This is a genomic window from Stenotrophomonas sp. 78350_Sma, assembly GCF_056482105.1.
In genome coordinates, this window is sequence record NZ_CM151182.1 from 4462858 (window position 1) to 4482213 (window position 19356).

General features: G+C 64.6%; 12 protein-coding genes, 1 tRNA gene and 1 pseudogene. 3 read left to right on the forward strand and 11 right to left on the reverse strand.

Going from position 1 to position 19356, the window contains the following annotated elements; genetic code table 11:
* The first annotated feature begins 3 nt into the window (after window positions 1-3).
* On the forward strand, window positions 4-675 hold the full coding sequence (locus tag ACZK4H_RS20610) for a VOC family protein (RefSeq protein ID WP_099554824.1): 672 nt from the start codon (window positions 4-6) through the stop codon (window positions 673-675).
* 1 nt (window position 676) lies between these two features.
* Here ACZK4H_RS20610 and ACZK4H_RS20615 read toward each other — a convergent pair whose 3' ends face one another.
* From ACZK4H_RS20615 to ACZK4H_RS20625, 3 genes are all read right to left on the reverse strand, one after another.
* Window positions 677-2050 (reverse strand): TPM domain-containing protein, encoded by a 1374-nt coding sequence (locus ACZK4H_RS20615; protein WP_099554822.1) that lies wholly within the window; start codon window positions 2048-2050, stop codon window positions 677-679.
* Window positions 2051-2082: 32 nt separating this feature from the next.
* Window positions 2083-3921 carry a M3 family metallopeptidase gene (locus ACZK4H_RS20620; protein ID WP_099554820.1) on the reverse strand — a complete coding sequence of 613 codons (1839 nt, stop codon included), beginning with the start codon at window positions 3919-3921 and terminating at the stop codon, window positions 2083-2085.
* 73 nt (window positions 3922-3994) lie between these two features.
* Entirely contained in the window at window positions 3995-4510 is a 516-nt protein-coding gene (locus ACZK4H_RS20625) for a hypothetical protein (protein WP_099554818.1), read from the reverse strand.
* A gap of 82 nt (window positions 4511-4592) precedes the next feature.
* Here ACZK4H_RS20625 and ACZK4H_RS20630 point away from each other — a divergent pair, with 82 nt between their 5' ends.
* The gene (locus ACZK4H_RS20630) at window positions 4593-5219 is read left to right on the forward strand and encodes a YiiX/YebB-like N1pC/P60 family cysteine hydrolase (protein ID WP_099603857.1); all 627 of its coding nucleotides are present in this window, start codon (window positions 4593-4595) and stop codon (window positions 5217-5219) included.
* Window positions 5220-5273: 54 nt separating this feature from the next.
* Here ACZK4H_RS20630 and ACZK4H_RS20635 read toward each other — a convergent pair whose 3' ends face one another.
* From ACZK4H_RS20635 to ubiA, 3 genes are all read right to left on the reverse strand, one after another.
* Window positions 5274-5435: a hypothetical protein gene (locus tag ACZK4H_RS20635; protein ID WP_010482135.1), complete on the reverse strand. Its 162-nt coding sequence runs from the start codon at window positions 5433-5435 to the stop codon at window positions 5274-5276.
* A 272-nt stretch (window positions 5436-5707) separates the two neighbouring features.
* Window positions 5708-7132 carry a short-chain fatty acid transporter gene (locus ACZK4H_RS20640; protein ID WP_197577837.1) on the reverse strand — a complete coding sequence of 475 codons (1425 nt, stop codon included), beginning with the start codon at window positions 7130-7132 and terminating at the stop codon, window positions 5708-5710.
* Between the two features lie 168 nt (window positions 7133-7300).
* Window positions 7301-8194 carry a 4-hydroxybenzoate octaprenyltransferase gene (gene ubiA / locus ACZK4H_RS20645; protein WP_049461703.1) on the reverse strand — a complete coding sequence of 298 codons (894 nt, stop codon included), beginning with the start codon at window positions 8192-8194 and terminating at the stop codon, window positions 7301-7303.
* Between the two features lie 149 nt (window positions 8195-8343).
* On the opposite strand from ubiA, the gene ACZK4H_RS20650 reads away from it, so the two are divergent.
* A tRNA-Arg gene (locus ACZK4H_RS20650) sits at window positions 8344-8420 on the forward strand.
* 458 nt (window positions 8421-8878) lie between these two features.
* Here the strand turns inward: ACZK4H_RS20650 and ACZK4H_RS20655 are convergent.
* The 5 genes and pseudogenes from ACZK4H_RS20655 to ACZK4H_RS20675 form a co-directional block, all read right to left on the reverse strand.
* Window positions 8879-9281, reverse strand: a pseudogene (locus tag ACZK4H_RS20655) (RHS repeat domain-containing protein); the annotation flags it as partial.
* A gap of 181 nt (window positions 9282-9462) precedes the next feature.
* Window positions 9463-9840: a hypothetical protein gene (locus ACZK4H_RS20660; protein ID WP_143567701.1), complete on the reverse strand. Its 378-nt coding sequence runs from the start codon at window positions 9838-9840 to the stop codon at window positions 9463-9465.
* 52 nt (window positions 9841-9892) lie between these two features.
* A complete protein-coding gene (locus tag ACZK4H_RS20665) occupies window positions 9893-14587 on the reverse strand; it encodes an RHS repeat-associated core domain-containing protein (protein WP_099554813.1) in 4695 nt (1564 codons plus the stop codon).
* 311 nt (window positions 14588-14898) lie between these two features.
* Window positions 14899-16254: a Gfo/Idh/MocA family protein gene (locus tag ACZK4H_RS20670; protein WP_099554871.1), complete on the reverse strand. Its 1356-nt coding sequence runs from the start codon at window positions 16252-16254 to the stop codon at window positions 14899-14901.
* A gap of 65 nt (window positions 16255-16319) precedes the next feature.
* On the reverse strand, window positions 16320-19295 hold the full coding sequence (locus ACZK4H_RS20675) for a TonB-dependent receptor domain-containing protein (RefSeq protein WP_099554811.1): 2976 nt from the start codon (window positions 19293-19295) through the stop codon (window positions 16320-16322).
* Window positions 19296-19356 lie beyond the last annotated feature (61 nt).

Here is a 19356-nt window from a genome sequence, read left to right on the forward strand (position 1 = left end):
ATCATGCGCCTGTTGCACCTCACGCTGCCGGTATCCGATGTTGGTACCGTGGCCAGCTACTTCCGCGATGTGCTGCAGCAGCGCGTGATCGGCAATCATGTGCACATCGGCTGGAGCACGATCGAGTTGCAGCCCGCTGAAGGACGTCCGGTCGGAGGCGTGCACCTGGCCTTCAACGTACCGGACAACCGCTTTGGCGAGGCAATGACCTGGTTGCGCGAACGCACGCCACTGCAGCGCAATCCGGCAGGGTTGGATTATTTCGCCCTGGAAAGCAGCTGGCAGTCGCAGTCGGTGTACTTCACCGGCCCCGATGGTTTGATCCTTGAACTGATCGGCCGCCGCCGCTTGCCGGACAGTACGCATCAGGGCGCTTTCCACGGCAGCGAACTGACCTGCCTGAGCGAGGTCGGCCTGCCCAGCCACGATGTCGATGCTGTGCGCGAGCAGTCCAGCCTGCGGTTTGGCCTGCAACCGATCAGCCCGCCTTCGCCGCAGTTCGCGCCGATGGGCGACGACGAAGGGCTGCTGATCGTGGTCGCTGCGGACCGGCGCTGGTTCCCCGAGCAGAAGGACCTGCCCAATGCGCAGGGCCTGTTGCTGCAGGTCGGCGACGTGGCCGGCCCGGGTGTTGTGGAGGACACTGCACTCGGCTGGCGGGTGCAGGCGACCTGATCTACCAGCTGCCCGACGCACCACCTCCGCCGCTGCGGCCACCGCCTCCGGACCAGCTGCTGGAGCCGCTCGACGACGAACTGCTGGATGACGAACTGGACGCGCTGCGCTCACGGCGTGACGAAACCCGGCCATGCGCGCGCTCGCCCGGCAGCATGGTGAACAACCATACGAAGTACAGCAACACGCCACACACACCGGACACGATCATTGCCAGCAGACGTGGATCGTGCCCTTCGGCACGATGGATCGCCAGCAACGCACCCGCGGCGTAGCCGAGGGTCAACAGCACCAGCACCGTCATGCGCACGACGAAGCTGCTGCGGTTCTTCTTCCAGCGTGTGCGACAGGCCTGCACCAGCAGGAACACCATCAGGGTGACAACGCCCGCGGCGGCCTGCAGCAGCAGGTGCCGGGCCAGGCTCGGTGGCAGCTGGCCACGAAGCAGCGCCTGCACCAGGAAGACCGCGCCGGTTACCAGCATGCCACACAGGACGATGCGCACCCCACGGCTGCGACGCCAGCACCAGCCGAGCAGGGCCGCCACCGGCACGCCCAGCGCCATCACGAAGCACAGGCCCGGCAGCAGGTGGCGTGGCAGCAGCAACGCCACGGACAGCGCGCCTGCGGCAACCACCGCTGTCAGCAGCATCGGACGCCCCCAGGCCGGCAAGGTCGGCCAGCTCGGCCTCGGTGCCGACGCATTGGCGGCCAGCGCCTTGCGCCGCCGCTCCCGACGGCTGCCGCTGAAATCGTCCTCGGTCTTCGCCGGCGGGAGGGGCGGCGGCGAGCGCCACAGCCCGGCCAGGAAGCCGGCCAGCAGGGTCAACGCCACCACCGAGTCTGCGCGTCGCCAGTCCGCAGGCAGCACATTGCTGGCCGACGGTTCTTCCCATGCAGGCAGGTCCTCGCCTTCGATCAGCGCCACCATGATCGTCGTGCCATCGAGCACGCCCTGGTCGAAATCACCCTCACGGAAGCGCGGCACGATCGCGTTGTCGATGATGCGAGCGGCGTACGCGTCCGGTAACGCACCTTCCAGGCCATAGCCGGTCTGGATGCGTACGCGGCGGTCCTGCACCGCCACCAGCAACAGCACACCGTCGTCGACACCGGTGCGACCCAGCTGCCACTGATCGAACACCCGCTGTGCGTAGGCCTCGATGCCCTCGTTGCCCACGCTGGGGACCACCAGCACCTGCAGCTGTGCACCTTTCTGCACCTGCAGCTGCAGCGCCTGCCTGCGCAGGGTGGCGCGGGTTTCAGCGGACAGCGCGTTGGAGGTGTCCACCACGGGATCGTCCAGCGCCGGGACCGGGATCGCCGCCAGCGCCGCCATCGGCAGCAGGCACAGCAGCAACAACAGCCACGTCATGGCTGCGGTCTGCCGTCCTGCGCGCAGCAGGCTCACGTACCCTGCCCTGCCTCGATCCGCGCATGCAGCGCCTGCAGTTGCGCGACCTCCTGGTTGAACACCTGCAGATCGGCATCCACCAGGGCCGCCCAGTCAGGCGCGTGCCCCAACAGCTGCGCCACCTGCTCGTTCGGCGCGCGATCGAAGCCCTCGCCAAGCACGGCAAGATAGCGCGCACGGAACCCTTCGGGGTCGCGCTGGTCCTGCACATACAGCTGCACGGCCAGCAGCCCTGCATACAGGTAGTTCACCAGATAGTTCGGGTCTTCATACATCAGGCGCTTGCCGATCCAGGTGTTGCGCAGCTGCGGGTAGCGCTCCGGTTGCTGGCCGAAGCGCGCCAGCACCTGCCCGGTCAGCGCGTCCAGGTCATCGGCGGTGCCCAGCGTGCCGGCGGCAACGCCCTGGTAGATCGACTGCTCCAGCTGCGCTTCCTCGGAAGAGGTGAACAGCTGCAGCACCATGTCGTCCAGCAGCGATTTCAGGTAGTAGGCCTTGGCACGCGGGTCCTGTGCCTGCTGGTACAGCTGGTCGCGGAAGCGCAGCTCGTTGTAGATCGCGAACGCCTCGGTCAGCCACTGGCTGCCATTGCGCTGCAGCGGCGACGCATGACCGCGCTGCATCCACTCGCCATGCACGGCATGGCCAGCTTCATGCGCGATTTCGACATCGCTTTCCAGATCGCCACGGCGCACGCCAACGAACAGCATTGCCGGCACACCGGGAGCACTCACCGAGAACGCGTCCTGGCTGCGGTCACCGCGTTCGGAGGCCAGATCCATACGCTGGTTGGCCGGATCGAGCAGCGCGCGCAGTTCGGCGACGTACGCCGGCCCCAGGTGCTGCATGGCATCGGCGGCGCTGTCGCGCAGCTGCGCCAGCGTCAGCACCGGTGGCGTGTAGCCGGCATCGGGCACCGTGGTATCCCAGATCTGCGGCGCGTCGATGCCGGATCGCGCAGCGTGGTGCAGCAGCATGTCCTGGTAGGCGCGGCGGTCCCCCGCGTGCTGTTCGATTGCAATCAGCGTCGCATCCACTGCCGCTGTATCCAGACCCATGCGCTGGTAGCCGTGTGCCGGCGCCGAGCCATCGCCCTGCAGGCGTGCGGCGGCGTCATTCACCTGCACCAGCCCCAGCAGCACCGACGCCATCGGCTCACGACGCGAGTGCAGCCCCTGCCAGTAGCCCTTCCAGCCGGCCTCGCGCAGAGCGCGGTCGGGCTGCTGGGCCAGCGCCTGCTTGTCGCGCCCCGTGTCCCAGTGCCGACCGCCGTGCTCGAGCTGCGGGTACTCGGCGCTGCGCAGGATCTGCCCGCGCAGGCGCGCGAAACTGTCCAGCGCCGGATCGGCCAATGCCTCCACGGCCTCGTCCAGCACAGCGTTGGCCGGGGTGGCGGCTTCCTTCAACGCACGTGCGCGCAGGAAGCCATATGGTGCTGCCCACGTCGCATCTGCGGGCGCCTCGCGCAGTGCAGCGCGACCGCTGCGGGCGATGCGGCTGCACAGCCCCATTGCCTGGTCCATCGCCTGGGCCGGGCGATGATCGCGGGCGTTGCGGGCGGACTGCAGGTGCAGGTAGCCGAGATGCCGCAGGCACTGCGCCTCCAGTGCCTCGGCCTGCTGGAAGCGTTCCGCCGGTGCAAGGGTGGACGCCTGCTGCAGGGCCTCGACGCGCTTGCCCAGCGCGTCGCGCGCGGCTTGTTCGGCGGTGGCATTGGCGAAGTAGGCGCGGTCATCGGCATGCACCGACTGTGCCTGGGCGCCGCTGAAGGGGGCTATCGCCAATACGGCGGCGACGGCGGCGGTGGTAGTGCGCTTCCTGAAAGCCTGCATCGGCGTCTCCCTGCCTGGACCAGGCTTCGAGCCTAGCAGCCAGCCGCCCGGCTCGCCTGTGCCGAGTCAGGCCTCAGATCGACTCATCCTCACGCTTGACCAGTGTCCAGCACGGCGCCTGCGCGAAGGTATAGGTCTGCTGGTCGCTGCTGTCCGGCGTGCGGACCTGCACCTGCCGCTGCCCATCGGCCAGGGCACTGACCTGCATTTCGCGGCCCTGCCCGGCCAATGCGGCAGGATCGGGCATCACCGGCCACTCGACATCGGCCAGCGCCAGCCGGCTTTCCACCTTGCGCGGTTCCGGCTCAGCCTCCGCATCGATGTAGCTGTCCAGCAGCGGATCGGCAGTGGTCTTTTCCTGCAGCGCGATCTCGTTGCCGAAATGCTTCAGGAACGTATCGAATTCCGGGTAGGGGCATTCACTGGGTGCAGCCGCAGGTGTGGGCTCGGCGGCGGTCGCTGGCGCGGCTGGAGCAGGCACGGCTGGAGCAGGCGCCGCCTCGGCCGCTGTCTGCGGCGCTGGTGTGCAGGCAGCCAGAACCACGCCGCAGGCAAGCGTCAGCAGAACGGCAGAACGGTATCGACACATGGGCTCATCCTGAATCCGGTCCGGTCGCTCCATGCTACCGCGCACCCTACAATTCCGGCATTCCGCCTGTCCGAGAGTCCTCATGCATCGCCTCCTGCTCCTGATCGGCCTGCTGCTGCCCGCCCTGTGGCCGACTGTGGCGTTGGCCGTCGATGTCCATGAAGGCGATCTGCTGTTCGTCACCGCCGGCCGCAGCGGCCTCAGTGCGGCCATCGACGATGCCACCGGCAAGCAGGGCGCGCTCAGCTTCGATCACGTTGCCCTGGTCGCTTCCACGCCGAAGGGCTGGGAGGTTTTGCATGCGGACGAGAAAGGATCGCGCCGGCAATCGCTGGTCGAGTTCCGCCAGGAGGCGCGCGCCAAGCAACGGCAGATCGTGGTCTATCGCCTGCGCGCGCCGCAGCAGGCGGCCATCAGGGATGCGGTCGCCACCGCGCGCACGATGCTGGGAAAGCCGTACAACACGTCGTATGTGTTGAGCGAGGACAGCTACTACTGCTCGGACTTCATCGAACGCGCCTTCCGTGCGCACCACGTGTTCGCATTGCAGCCGATGAACTTCCGCAACCCGCAGACCGGGGAGATCGCCCAGCACTGGGTGGATCTGTATCGCGGCATGGGCATGGACGTGCCGCAGGATCAGCCCGGTACCAATCCGAACGACATGTCGGCAGCGCCGGTGCTGCAGCGTATCGGCGTGCTGGAATAAGCAAAGCCCCGCACGGGGCGGGGCCTTGCCGGTCACGTTGCATGCGCAACGCGGTCATTCTTCTTCGTCGTGGCCGCCCTGCTGCTGGTTCTGGTTGCGCTTCTGCTGTTCCTGCTGCTGTTGCTGCTGCTGGTCGCGGCCACGGCCCTGCTGCTGATCCTGCTGGTTCTGCTGGCCCTGCTGCTTCTGGTTCGGGTTCTGGTTCTGCTGTGCCATGTCCGATCTCCAAAGCCACTCGCGGAATGCGGTGGACGTGGCCATCGTCTGCAGCGAATGGTTAATCAGGCGTGGGTGGGCGGCTACATCTGTGTGTACGCCTGTGAATGAACGCGCAGAAGCCCTTGCGGCACAAGCAGCTGAAGAATTCATGCGGGTTCGGCATGTGCTCATGCCTTCGTCAGCCTGCACGCATTCATGGCGTTCGCCGCCGGAAACACGCGCTGAACGAGGCTGGCTTCCCGGCTCACGCAGGGAAGCCAACCCTGCATTCAGGGCATCACCGGCGGCACATACGCCAGGGTCATCCCCAGCAGCCACAGCAGGCCCAGCACCAGCGGGATATGCACCAGCAGCTGGATGAAGGTGAAGCCGACGATGTCCCGCGCCTTCAGGCCCAGCACGCCCAGCAGCGGCAGCATCCAGAACGGATTGATCAGGTTCGGCAGCGCTTCGGCCGCGTTGTAGACCTGCACCGCCCAGCCCAGGTGCGCCTTCAGTTCGTTGGCGGCCTGCATCACGTACGGCGCCTCGATGATCCACTTGCCGCCACCGGAGGGCACGAAGAAGCCGAGCACCGCCGAATAGACGCCCATCACCAGCGCGAAGGTATCGGTGCTGGCCACGTGCACGAACAGGCTCGACAGCCGGTGCGCCAGGGTCTGACCGTCACCGCCGGCAGCGTGGGTGAGGATCATCGCGATGCCACCGTACAGCGGGAACTGGATCAGCACACCGGTGGTGCTCGGTACCGCCTTGGCCACCGCGTTGAGGAAGCTGCGCGGGCGCCAGTGCAGCAGCAGGCCCAGCGAAATGAACAGGAAGTTGTAGGTGTTGAGGTTGGCGATGGCGGTGACCACCGGCTTGTTGGCGAACTCGTTGAACAGCCAGCCGAACGCCAGCAGCGAGAGCAGTACGGTCAGCAACGGACTGTACTCCAGCCACTCGCCCGGGCGCGTGCGACGCTGCAGCGGCTCCGGCTCGGCCTGCGCGGCGCCGGGGAAGTCTTCTGCGGTGCGGGCACTGCCGGCGGCCGGTGCGGTCAACCAGGCGATCAGCAGCGAGACCAGGATCAGCACTGCGGTCAGCGCGATCGACTGCCACAGGAAGATGGTTTCGGTGAACGGCAGGACGCCAGTGATCTCGACCAGCCCTGGCGGCATGCTGGCCGGGTTGGCCTGCAGCTGTGCGGCAGACGAACTCAGCCCCATTGCCCACACCGCACCCAGGCCGAGATAGGCCGAAGCACCGGCCGCGCGGTAGTCCATGCGCAGTTCGGTACGGCGCGCCAGCGCGCGCACCAGCAGGCCGCCGAACACCAGCGAGAAGCCCCAGCTGAGCAGCGAGGCCAGCATGCTGACCAGGCCCACGTACACCACCGCACCGCGGCCGGTGCGCGGCACCCGGGCGAGGAAATCGATGAAGCGTGCGACCACCGGCGCGGTCGCCACGGCGTAGCCACCGATGACCACGAAGGCCATCTGCATGGTGAAGGGAATCAGGCTCCAGAAGCCGTCGCCGAAGGCACTGGCGGTGGCCTGCGGGGTCGAGCCGAAGCTCATCGCAGCCAGCGCGACGATGACCACGCCGAGCACCGCGAACACGTACGCATCGGGGAACCACCTTTCCGCCCAGGCGGCCGAGCGCAGCGCTGCGCGCGCCATCCAGCCGTCCTGTACTGCTGCCGTCGAGGCCATCGCCTACCCTCCCAGGTTCGATGGTTCGATTCTGGGCGGTGGGGTGCGGGCTGTCAGCCACCTATTGGTCGTAGGTAGCGGAGGATGGTCGTGCCGGCCGCTGGCCGGCAACCTCGGGATCGCGCACGGCTGCAGCCGGCCAGCGGCCGGCTCTACCTCACCTTGGGCTCAACGCAGCGCCAGATCCACGGCGATGCCGGCGAACAGCGCGGCACCCACCCAGTTGTTGTGCAGGAACGCCTTGAAGCAGGGGCCGCGCTCGCGGTTGCGGCAGATCCAGAACTCGTAGACCACCAGCACCGTAGCCACGGCCACGCCGGCCAGGTAGTAGCCGCCCAGCCCGCCGCGCACGCCAACCAACGCCATGGTGGCCAGGAACAGCGCGTACAGCACGCCCTGGATGACCAGATCCAGGTCACCGAACAGGATCGCAGTGGAGTGCGAGCCCATCTTCAGGTCGTCCTCGCGGTCGACCATGGCGTACCAGGTGTCGTAGGCGGTGGACCACAGGATGTTGCCGGCATACAGCAGCCAGCCCAGCATCGGCACCTCGCCCTGCACCGCGGCGAACGCCATCGGGATGCCCCAGCCGAACGACATGCCCAGATAGACCTGCGGCAGATGGGTGTAGCGCTTCAGGTACGGGTAGCTGGCCGCCAGGAACACGCCGATGAAGCTCAGGCCGATGGTCAGCCCGTTCAGGGTCAGCACCAGGCCGAACGCCACCAGCATCAATACGGCGAACAAGGCGAGCGCGGCACGGCCGCTGATTGCGCCGGTGGCCAGCGGACGCGCCTTGGTGCGTTCCACATGCGGGTCAAGCCAGCGGTCGGCGTAGTCGTTGATGACGCATCCGGCCGAGCGGGTCAGCCACACGCCGGCGGTGAACACGAACAGCGTCCACAGCGGCGGCAGGCCGCCCGCGGCCAGCCACAACGCCCACCAGGTGGGCCACAGCAGCAGCAGCGTGCCGATCGGGCGATCAGCGCGCATCAGACTCCAGTAATGCCGCCAACGCGGCGTCGCCGGCGACTGCGGCGAAGTGAGGGGGGTATCAGCCATGGCGATAGGATACTCCTGCCCCTCTGGCAGGGCTTTGCCCGTGGGGGGAGATTTGTTCGGCGAAACTGGATAGAATGCCGGTCCCGCACCGCTTCATGGCGCTGCGATGCCCGCCCCGGCACTGGTCGATGGCGCGGCGGTTCTACAACGCGCCCGTAGCTCAGCCGGATAGAGTAGTGGCTTCCGAAGCCATTGGTCGGGGGTTCGAATCCCTCCGGGCGCGCCATCTTCCCCTGTGTTGCCTGCACGTCGCCAGCCCGCGCGGGACGTTGCCACGTGCTTCATCAACACTGCGCGCATGACGCCACTTCCTGCGCTTCGTCACCACCCTCGACTATGGCGCGCGCGCTCAGCTTCACCCGGCCAGGCCACTATCCGCCACCCTCCATCGGGGTGGCGCCGCCGTTCGAACTAGATGACCGTGCGCCGGTACTGAATGGCGAGCTTGACGGCATCCCCCTTCGCCTGTGGCTGGACACCGGCTCACGCAACCCGCTGAGCCTGAGCAGCCCGTTCGTGCGTACCCATGGTCTGTTAGAGAAATACCACGTCAGGGGGAGGGGTGCTTGGATGGGGCTTCGGTGGCCCGGGCCGCGCGCGACCGACCCGGCTCGGTGTGCTGCGCATGGGGCAGCCTCGAGGTCACCGGCCTAACAGGTGATCTACCCGGCATTGACAACGGAGCGCACTCGGAATCTGGTTGCCGAACACCTCACTCTTGTTGCTCCACTCCCAGATCGCGACATTCCGCGCCGGGTCGATCACCACGCGCGGTGTGCCCAGATGATCCGGCTGCACGTAGACCAGTTCCGGCACGCAGGTAGCCGGCACATTGATCAGCGCCACCGGGCAATTATCCAGCCAGATGGCCCTGCTGCTGCGCCTGCCCCGTGGCCGCGTAGTTACCCATCCACTGCCCTGCTTCGTCATACAAGGTGATCTGAGCCGCGCTACCGGTCGGGACGCGCAGCACGCGCTCGCCGCGGTGGTTGTAACTCTGGCTTTCCAGAACGCTACTGCGCTGCTTCACCGAGTTCATGCGGTTGGCATCGTTGTAGGTGAACGTGTCGCTGCCAGCGCCGGTGGTCAGGTCTTCAAGGACTACCTCTTATCGCTGCAAACCGAAACCGGCCTGGAGCAGGACTGAAGGCGTTGCGCGCCAGCACTGAATCCACAGATTCCTTCGCTTGCCGGAGACGGATCGGGGTGAAATACCCGATTTTCCAAACGACTCCAGACCCCCTTTCATTAACCAGCTGAGCGCAATGCTATTTCTTCGTACTCGCACCCGCCTTTCGGTTTAAAAGCAAGAAGGACACAGCACTTGAAATTGCACCCCAAACCGGCGTCATTAAAACAGCACTTATAATTCCGAACGACACCAACGCCTGCCACATGAAATCTGCATTGAACGAAGAAAATCTTTCACGCTCAACGAAAATTACTATCGCCTGAGCAAAAACTCCAGCCACCATGCCAACACCCCCGCCCCAGGCCGCGCATTTCCAAAAACTCCCCTTTCCATAGGGCCTGAGCAATACACCAAATAGAACCAAGCCTGCCAGATACAACCAAGGAAACAACCTATCAGTATCAAACTGATACATATCCCATAGAGGCTCCGGAATTCCAACATACATCACCATCGAGATGACCAGTGAAATCCCAGAATAGAGTAAATTCCGCCCCCCCATTGAATCACCTCTTTGGAGAATAGACCCTGACCTTAATTCCGGGAAGCTTTGACAAAGACTTACCCAATGTTGCAGGCGTAAATTTAACACCGAGACTCTTAAATGGTCCAACTCCATTGATTGCGGAGGATGTTTGGATGGCGCAAAGCCCTCCGGTCGCTGTCCCCAGCTGCTCGGCATAGTCTTGAATCTGAAGCTCGCTATATTCAGTCGTATCAAAGCTGAGCGTGTATACCGTTGACCCTTCAGCCAAATGATGATTCACGAAACTCGTGAGATTGGCGTCAACACCTGAAAATATGTCGCCGGTTCCGCGCGTGGGCGCATTCGGGTTGGCACCTGGATAGCCTCCGGCCGGATCATACAAAACTCCCTCCCCATCCTTGCCATCGACACGCACGGCAGCATGGGTGCCTATGCCCAATTTTGAAGTGACAATAACTGTTGTCTTCAAACCATAGGGATCACCATTACCCGACGGATTCCCATGCGCGTAAAGAAAAGCGGATATTCCACCCTCCAATCCAATCGGATCACTCTGCGAATAGCGCCCCGCTGCCGGGTCATACTCCCGCTGGTAGTTGTAGAACAACCCACTCGCATTCGTCGCCTGTTGGCCCGGGAATCGCAGCGCCAGCTCGAACGCCACACCATCGCCATCCGGATCAGCACTCGGAATCTGGTTGCCGAACACCTCGCTCTTGTTGCTCCACTCCCAGATCGCGACATTCCGCACTGGGTCGACCACCACGCGCGGTGTGCCCAGATGATCCGGCTGCACGTAGGCCAGTTCCGGTACGCCGGTAGCCGGCACGTTGATCAGCGCCACCGGGTAGTTGTCCAGCCAGATCGCCTGCTGCTGAGCTTGGCCCGTGGCCGAGTAGTTACCCAGCCACTGCCCTGTCTCGTCGTACAGCGTGATCTGAGCTGCGCCACCGGCCGGGGTACGTAGCACGCGCTCTCCACGATGGTTGTAGGCGTAGCTTTCCAGGACGGTACTGCCCTGTTTCACCGCGTTCATGCGGTTGGCATCGTTGTAGGTGAACGCCTTGCTGCCGATACTGGTGGTATTGCCCACCGCGTCATGGTTGCGCGTTTCACCATCCACTGCAGTCAGGCGATGACTGGTTGCTGGATAGGTGTAGCTGGCGGTGCCTGCCGAGGTGGTCAATGCGATGCGATTGCCGGTGGCGTCATACGCATAGGTTTCAATCGGAGTGCCGGTCGTGCCGTCCTGGGTCTGGGTCAGGCGGCCCAGCGTGTCGTAGGCGTACTTGGCGAGCACCGCCGAGCCCGCGCCGTTCTTCAGTTCGGTGATTGAACCGACCGGGTCATAGCCATAGCCCAGCGACAGGCCGCCTGCGGCCGGGTCGTGCACCGCTTGCGGGCGGTAGTCCAGATCCAGCGGACGCTGCAGCTGGCGGCCGTTGCCATAGGTCCAACCGGTCGCCGGGCCGAAGGCTGCGTAGGTCACGTTGTTCACCACGATCTGGCGGGCTTGGCCGGGCCGGGTCAGGCCGATCTGACTGATGCGCCCCTGGGTATCGCGCACGTAGTCGACCACACTGCCATCGGGGTACGTCAACGCCGTCAGGCGGCCCGACTTGCTGTAGGCATAGCGCAGGGTACTGGCCACCCCATTGAGCGTCTGCACCTTGCGGGTGACCTGACCGAAGCGGTCATGGCAGTACTGGGTGCTGCCATTGACGTGCAGCACCTGCCCCAGTCGTCCCTTGGCAAAGCGCTCGTCGGCGGTGCAGACCGCTGGCGCCACGTCATAGCTGTAGCCCACATCCAGATTGGGATCCGGATAGGCAATGCCGATCAGACGGTTGAGTACATCGTAGTGATAGGTGGCGGTGACGCCACGCGCATCGGTGGCCGTCTTGCGGTTGCCGGCTGCATCTGAGGTGAAGCTGCTGGCGCCACTGTCCGGGCTGACCTGGCCGGTCAGGTCACCGAACCCGTTGTAGGTATAGGTCGTATGCAGGCCTTTCGGGTCGGTGACCTGGGTGACCTGGTCCAGCGCGTTGTACTGGCTGCGGATCTCCGCCGCCACGCCGCCCACGTCCTGCAGGGTCTGGGCCAGGCGGTTCAGCGGGTCGTACTGCTGGCTGGTCACGCGCTGCAGTGCGTCGGTCACCGTCTGCGGGTTGCCGTTGGCATCGTAGGCAAAGCCCGTAGCGTGATTGCCCGCATCCTTCAGCGCGGTCAGCTGGCCGAGCGTGTTGAACGTCCGTGCAAGGGTACGGCGCAGGGTGCCGCTGGCATCCAGCGTGTCTTCCTTGAGGCGGTTACCGGCGTTGTCCAACGCGTAGTGGATCGTATTGCCGCTGCTGTCCGCAATGTCGGTCAGGCGCTGCGCTGCGTCGTAGACATAGGTGACGCTGCTGCCGTCAGGCTCGGTGACCTGTTGCACCTGGCCGGTCGGCCAGTAGCTGATCTGGGTGACCCGATTCTCGACAGTAGTTGCGCCGCGCACGGTGACCGAGGTTGGCCAGCCGCGGGCATGGTAGGTGTAGTCAGTGACCACGCCGTTGGCGTCCTTCACCGACAACGGCCGTCCCAACGCGTCGTAGGCCAGGGTCTCAACCGTCTGGCCGAGCGCATTGGTCACGCTGCGCAGGTCACCCTTGCGATAGCTGCAGGTACCATTGGCCGCGCATCCCGCGTCGTCCGCGGTGTAGTAGGCATAGGTAACGGCGTCAACCACATCGCTTCGCGGGCCATCCACGCTACGCAGCAGTCCCACCAGCGGGCACTCCGGGCCCTCTGCCTCACAGTAGACCTGCGTGGTGACGCGGGTGTCACCGGTCACCATGTCGCGCACGGTGATGGTGGTCGGCTGAAGGCGCGCATTGCGTGTGATGCGGATCTCACGGTTACCGACGGTCTGCTGCACCAGCCGATTGCTGTCCATGGCAACGCGCGTTTCGCTGATGCGCTGATCCGGAGTGCCGGCCGCTTCGGTGGTGGTGGTCACGCTGACGGCGCCTACGGCAGCATCGCTGGCCTCGGCATAGGCGTAGCTGGTGACGACACCACGGCGATCGGTCACCGACTGCAGCCGACGCCGGAAATCGGTGCCCTCGGGCAGATAGGCGCGGCTTATGCTGCCGTTGCTCTCGGTGATGCCATTGACCTTGCGCGGAAGGCCACTGGACCCGATGGCGGTCAAGGCGTAGGTGCTCTGCTTGCCCAGTGCGTCGGTGACGATGGTGGTTCCTGCCGGGGTGTACTCCAGGCGCACGCCATCAATGCCCACGTCGGCCTGGCTGCAATCACCGGAATGGCGGCTGCAGGTGACCCGCCCCTTGGCGTCATAGCCAAACCAGCTGTAGCGCCGGGCGTCTTCGGCGGTAACGCCGGTCAGGTATCCCGGGAAACGGGTGTCCTCATAGTGATAGGTGCGGTTGGCGCCGTCCGCGTAGGTCGCACTGATCAGTTCGCCGGCCGGGGAATAGGCGTAGCTCACCACAGGCTGGCCTGCAACCACCAGGGCCGAGATCAGTGAATCGTCGGCTGGCGCGAGATACTGGACATCCACACGTCGACCGGTTGAATGGGTGATGCTGAGCAGGCGACCACGGCTGTCGTGTGCATAGGTCAGCGAGGTTCCGTCCTGGAACTCGTGGCGCTGTACCAGGCCCGTGGCATCAAACCGAATGCGTTCCTGAGCTCGCGACAGCAGCCATTGGCTCCCCTGCTGAGCGATGCGGTCGCCACTGCCATCCATTGCCTCATACGCCGCTCCCACCTTCCTGAAGGCAAGCTGGCCACCCTCAGCGTCAATCAGACCCACCTGGACTTCCGAACTCGGCGGAAAACTCGTGTCGTCGACGCCTAGCGTCAAGTGAATATTGTGCGAGTGCGTCCATCCTTGGCCAATGGCTCCGCCGCTGGTGCTGGTCAAGGAATGATACTGGCGATCGAAGCGGACCCACCCGAGATCAAGGTCCGCTTCCGGCTGAGACTTGTCGCCGGTGGTGGGGTCGCATGGATTACCGACTTTGCACTGCTGCGGCGGCAGCGGAGAAGTCCAGTAGGCCAGCAGCATTGCCATGTTTGGGTCGTCCTGCTGGATCAGGGCACACATGCCCAGGTTCTCGTCCCACATCATCGTGGGGTGATTCATGCATTTTGCGGTTCTACTCCGATATGCGTTGTCCCAAAAGACCAGCTCCGAGCAGGACTTGGTCCCCTCGTAGTAAATGTTCTTGACGAATTTGTAGCGCTTGCTTTCGTTGATGACGCTACCGTCATCTCCCACTCCAAGCCCGCCAACCTCCTCCCAGGCTTCTTCAGTCATGACGGTGGCAGCGCACCGCGGATCGCTCGCATTCTTCGACAAGAACATGCTGCGGACGGCATCCTCCGTGGTGTACTTCTGATGGTTCTGCTCATACACCCAATCCGTGGTGACGATCTTCTCGGGCTTGACGCGATAGTCATAGATCGTCTTGTTAGGAAGGGCCCTCTGGCGCTTGACCTCCCAAACGAAAGGCTTATCGACCTCATATTCGGCGAAGAAGGCCCGTATGTCTTTCTGGACAGCCGCCTCTGTGGAACGGGGCTCTCCCATCGAGAAGTAGCTTTCCCATTTCTTCTCGATCTCCTGCGCCTGCACGCTAGACGTCGAGCACGCCAGCACGAACAGCGCCAGACTGATGAGCGAAGTGCCAGAGTCTGCCTTCAACATCCCTGTTCTCCTTCCTGGACGGACACAGCGCCGGCGGGAACGAGAACGTGGGGCAGCAGCAGCCTCACGTCATGCTTCGGATCGTCCCTGGTCCGGAATGCGGCGTGGCCGCATGGGGGACGTTATCTCCGATGTGGTTTACACATTCAAGTCAAAAACTGTGGAATGAGTCGAGTTTCAGAATTTCTGATGCAGGGGGGCGTGTCGGAAATGCAGCCGAGCGTGGGCTCGGCTCTACAAGGCGAATGCCCCAGAAACAGAAACGCCGGGCATGGCCCGGCGTTTCCGTCACCGCATGGAAGGGGTAAACCTCAGTACCTGCCGTCGAACGCAAAAATCGGCTTGCGCTGCTTCCATGCACCGGCGGTGAAGTCCGGGAATTCCAGCGTCTGGAAGCTGTTGGCGATCGACTGCTCGCTCAGCGGCGTGATCGCGCTCCAGGTCACTGCGTCGTAGATGTCGATCGGCATCGGCGCCTTGGCCTTCAGCGCCTCGACGAACGCATGGATGACGAACCAGTCCATGCCACCATGGCCGGCACTGGCAGCGGTGTCGGCATTCTGCTTCCACAGCGGGTGTTCGTACTCGTCCTGGTACTTCTTGAACTCTTCCCACTGATGCGGCGGGCTGCGGCCTTCGATGTGGATCGAATGGTTCACATCCATCCACAGGCCCTTGGTTCCCTGCACGCGGAAACCCATCGAGTATGGGCGCGGCAGCGAGGTGTCGTGCTGCAGCAGGATGGTCTCGCCGTTCTCGCAGGCCAGCGTGGTGGTCACGATGTCGCCCAGCTTGAACTTCACCTTGGTGCTGGGATGCGTGGTGCCGCCACTCTTGGCCACGGTGTATTCGTGCAGGCCACGCGCCTTGGTCGCGAAGGCGTTGATATGGGTGAAGCGGTTGCCGCGGTTGATGCCGGTGTACATCGCGCAGGGACCGATGCCGTGGCTGGGGTACAGCTCGCCATTGCGTTCCACCGAATGCTCGGTGCGCCAGCGGGCCTCGCTCCAGCCCTTTGGCCCGAACTCCACGCCACTGTCGTAGGGCTGGTTCGGGTCGCCGGAATTGAACTTCACGCCGCGCAGGTCGTGCTGGTAGCCGGCCTGCAGGTGCACCAGCTCGCCGAACAGGCCCTGGCGCACCATCTGCAGCGCGGCCATCACGTCGCGGCGGTAGCAGACGTTCTCCAGCAGCATGTACGGGGTGCCGGTGCTCAGCTGGGTCTTCAGCACGTCCCAGTGGTCCTGCAGGGTGATGCCGGCCACCACTTCGCAGCCCACGGCTACGCCGGCCTGCATCGCGGCAATCGCCATCGGTGCGTGGTATTCCCACGGCGTGGCGATGATCACGCCATCGATGCCCTTCTGATCCAGCAGGCGCTTCCAGGCATTGGTATCGCGATCCTGGCCATAGGTCTTCGGCGCCGGCTTGCCGGCCTTGCTGACCATCTCCACGGCGCGGCCGAGCATGATCGGCTCGATATCGCAGACGGCGACCACCTCGACGTCGTCGCGGCGCACCAGTTCCTTCAGCAGCACCAGGCCACGCATGCCGGTACCGATCATGGCCAGGCGCACCTTGCGTCCGCGTGCCCATGCCGGGGTCTGCGGCAGCAGGCTGCTGGCGGCGACAGCGGCACTGGCCGCGATGAATTCCCTACGCTTCATGGCAAACATCTCTCCTCTTGGCAGCGTGCCGGCCGCAGCCGGCACGCCAGGTCACGCAAACGGAATTACTTGAAACGGTAGCCGATGGTCACACTGTAACCACGGCCGAAGATGGTTGCGTAGTCACTGGAGTCACCCAGGAAGCTGTTCGGATCGTAGAACGGCAGGCGATCGAACAGGTTCTTGACGGTGAAGCTCAGGTTCCAGGCATCATCCGGGCGCCAGGTGACGCTCATGTTGGCGGTCCACCACGACGGCGCACCATCGCACTTGCTCTTCTGCAGGGCCAGGTAGCCGCCGGTGCAGGTTTCCTTGTTGTTGCTCACCTCATCAACCTGGTCGGTGGCCCACTTGGTGCCGCCCACGTAGTTGACGAACATGCTGGTGGTCACCTGCTTGTAGGTCCAGTCGGCATTGAGCGTGGCGCGCAGGCGTGGGTTGTTGTAGTAGCCCACCACGTCGCCGTAGTACCAGCCGTTGGCTTCATCCATGTAGAAACGGTTGCGGTTGGCGATGGTGGCAGCCAGGCCGATGTTCAGGTTGCCCCAGTCACCCAGCGAGAAGCGGCTGCGCGCATCGATGTCGAAACCGTCGATCAGGGTCTTGCCACGGTTCTTGTACTGGCCCACCACGCTGGCCACGTTGCCGGCGGAGTAGCCCGGCAGCACCGACGGGCAGCTCACGCCACTGGCCGGGTCGGCACACATCGCCGCCAGCTGCGCCAGGTTGGCGCGGTCACTGTCGGTGATCGGCGAGCGCGACGAGGAGATGATGTCTTCCATGCGGCGGTAGTCCGGCGCGACGATCTCATTGTCGCGATAGATGAACCAGTAGTCGGCCGACACCGACAGCCAGGTCGCCGGCTCGTAGACGAAGCCGAGGGTGGCGATCTTCGCCTTCTCCGGCTTCAGGTTCTTGTTCGGCTGGGTCATGCGTGCCACGGTGCGGCTGCAATCCACGTTCAACAGGTTCTTGCCCAGATCGACATCGCCCGGGCGCTGCGACTTCAGCAGCAGGTTGGCGATGGCGTTGGTCTCGTTGCAGCGCAGCTCGTCACGGTAGCCACCCAGCTGGGCGAACACGCCACCGTTGCCGGATTCGGCCAGGCTCGGTGCACGGAAACCGGTCGAGTAGGTACCGCGCAGCATCAGCTGGTCGAACGCCTGGTACTTGAAGCCGATCTTCGGCGCCACGTTGGCGCTGAAGTTCGGGTACTTGTCCACGCGCACCGCCGCATCCAGTTCCAGCTTGTCGGTGATCGGCGCCACGGTTTCGGCGAACAGCGCGTAGGTGTTGCGCTTGCCGTCGAACCAGGAGCCGCCCTGCTGGGAGATCAGGCCGTTGGCCGCATCGGCATTGCCCGGGGTGTAGAAGGTTTCGCGGCTGGCGTTGAAGCCGAACGCGGCGCGCATCTCGCCGGCCGGCAGCTGGAACAGCGGGCCTTCGATCTTGCCGTCGAGGGTGTGCAGGCGGGTCCACGACTGGATGTCGAAGGTCGGGAACGCTTCACGGATCAATGCGGCGTTGGCTTCACTGATCTCGCCGAACTTGTACGCCGGGTGGTCGGAGATGATCACGCGGCCGGTGCCCGGATCGATCGAGTACGGGCCGAACGCCTTCTCGAAGCCCTTGATGTTGACGTTGATCGTCTGGTACGTGGTGGAGTGCGTACCGGCGCTGGCGAACGCGGTCTCCCAGTTCCAGTCACCCCGGTTGCCACGCGCACCGGCCAGCACGCGGTAGCTCTTGTCGGTGTTGCGCTGGCCGAAGTAGTTCGGGCCGGCATCCTGCAGCAGGTAGTTCAGGCCGACCACGCCACCCATCATCGCCTTCATTTCCGGGCTGGCGTGGTTGTACTCGTTGTTCGGGCCCAGGAACGGGTACAGGAACTGGTTGACGGTGTTGCCGGTATTGCGCGAGAACCAGCTGGTCGGGTTGCCGGTGGTGGTGCCGTAGGTGCGCGGCGTACCGCCGTTGGCGCGCAGGTCGATATCGGTGTAGGTGGCCTCGGCAAAGATCTCGGTGCTGTCGCCCACCAGGAAGGTGCCGTTGAGGTAGGCGGTGTTGCGCTCGGACTTGGCGCCGGCATCGATCTCGTTGTTCATCCAGGTTTCCCAGACGCAACGCGGGCCGGCCGCTTCACTGGTCAGCACGTTCTTGCAGCCCGGTGCAGCTTCCTGCACACGACGGCCGGTGACCGGATCGAAGGCGAAGTAGCTGCCCGGGTTGAACTCGCCCGGCTTGCTGCCCACGCCCAGGCGCAGGTTGTTGAGGTAGTTCGGGTTGTTGACGTAGTACTGGTCGGGCCGCTTGTCGTAGAAGTCGCTCAGCGGGATCGCGTCGCGGCGGTACATGTTCACCGCGCCGTAGATGTTGAAGCGGTTTTCGGCCAGGTCACCGAAGCCGGCGGTGATGCTGGCCTGGCGCTCGCCGTAGGAGTCGATGCGCGAGGAGGTGTCGTTGGTGAAGCTGACCTCGGCACCCTGGAAGTTGCGCTTGGTGATCACGTTGATCACGCCGGCCACCGCGTCGGTGCCGTACACCGCCGAGGCGCCGTCGGTCAGCACTTCCATGCGCTCGATGGCCGCGGCCGGGATCGCATCGATGTTGACGAACTGGGTCTGGAAGCCGGCCGGTGCACCGTAGTACGACAGGCGACGGCCGTTCAGCAGCACCAGCGTGCCCTGCGCGCCCAAGCCACGCAGGTTGGCCTGCGAGGCACCATCGGAACCGGTGAACAGCGAGCGCGCATCCTGCTGCGCCGGGCGTGCGGCGGGCAGGTTGTCGAGCACCTGCAGCAGCGTGCGCGCGCCCATGTTCTGGATGTCCTGCTTGCTGATCACCTGCACCGGGGACGCGGTTTCCACGTCGGTGCGGCGGATGTTGGAGCCGGTGACCTCGATGCGGGCCAGGTCGGTGGCCTTGTCCTTGCTCTCCTGGGCGAAGGCAGGAACGGCGACCGACAGCAGCACGCCGGCGATGGCCAGCGACAGCGGAGCGATCGAACGACAGGGGGGGCGGTGGTGGCGTGCGGGCAACATCGGGGTTCTCTCCTGGCAGGGGTGCAGCGCAATAAGTGAGCGCGTGGGCGTTCGGCGGGCA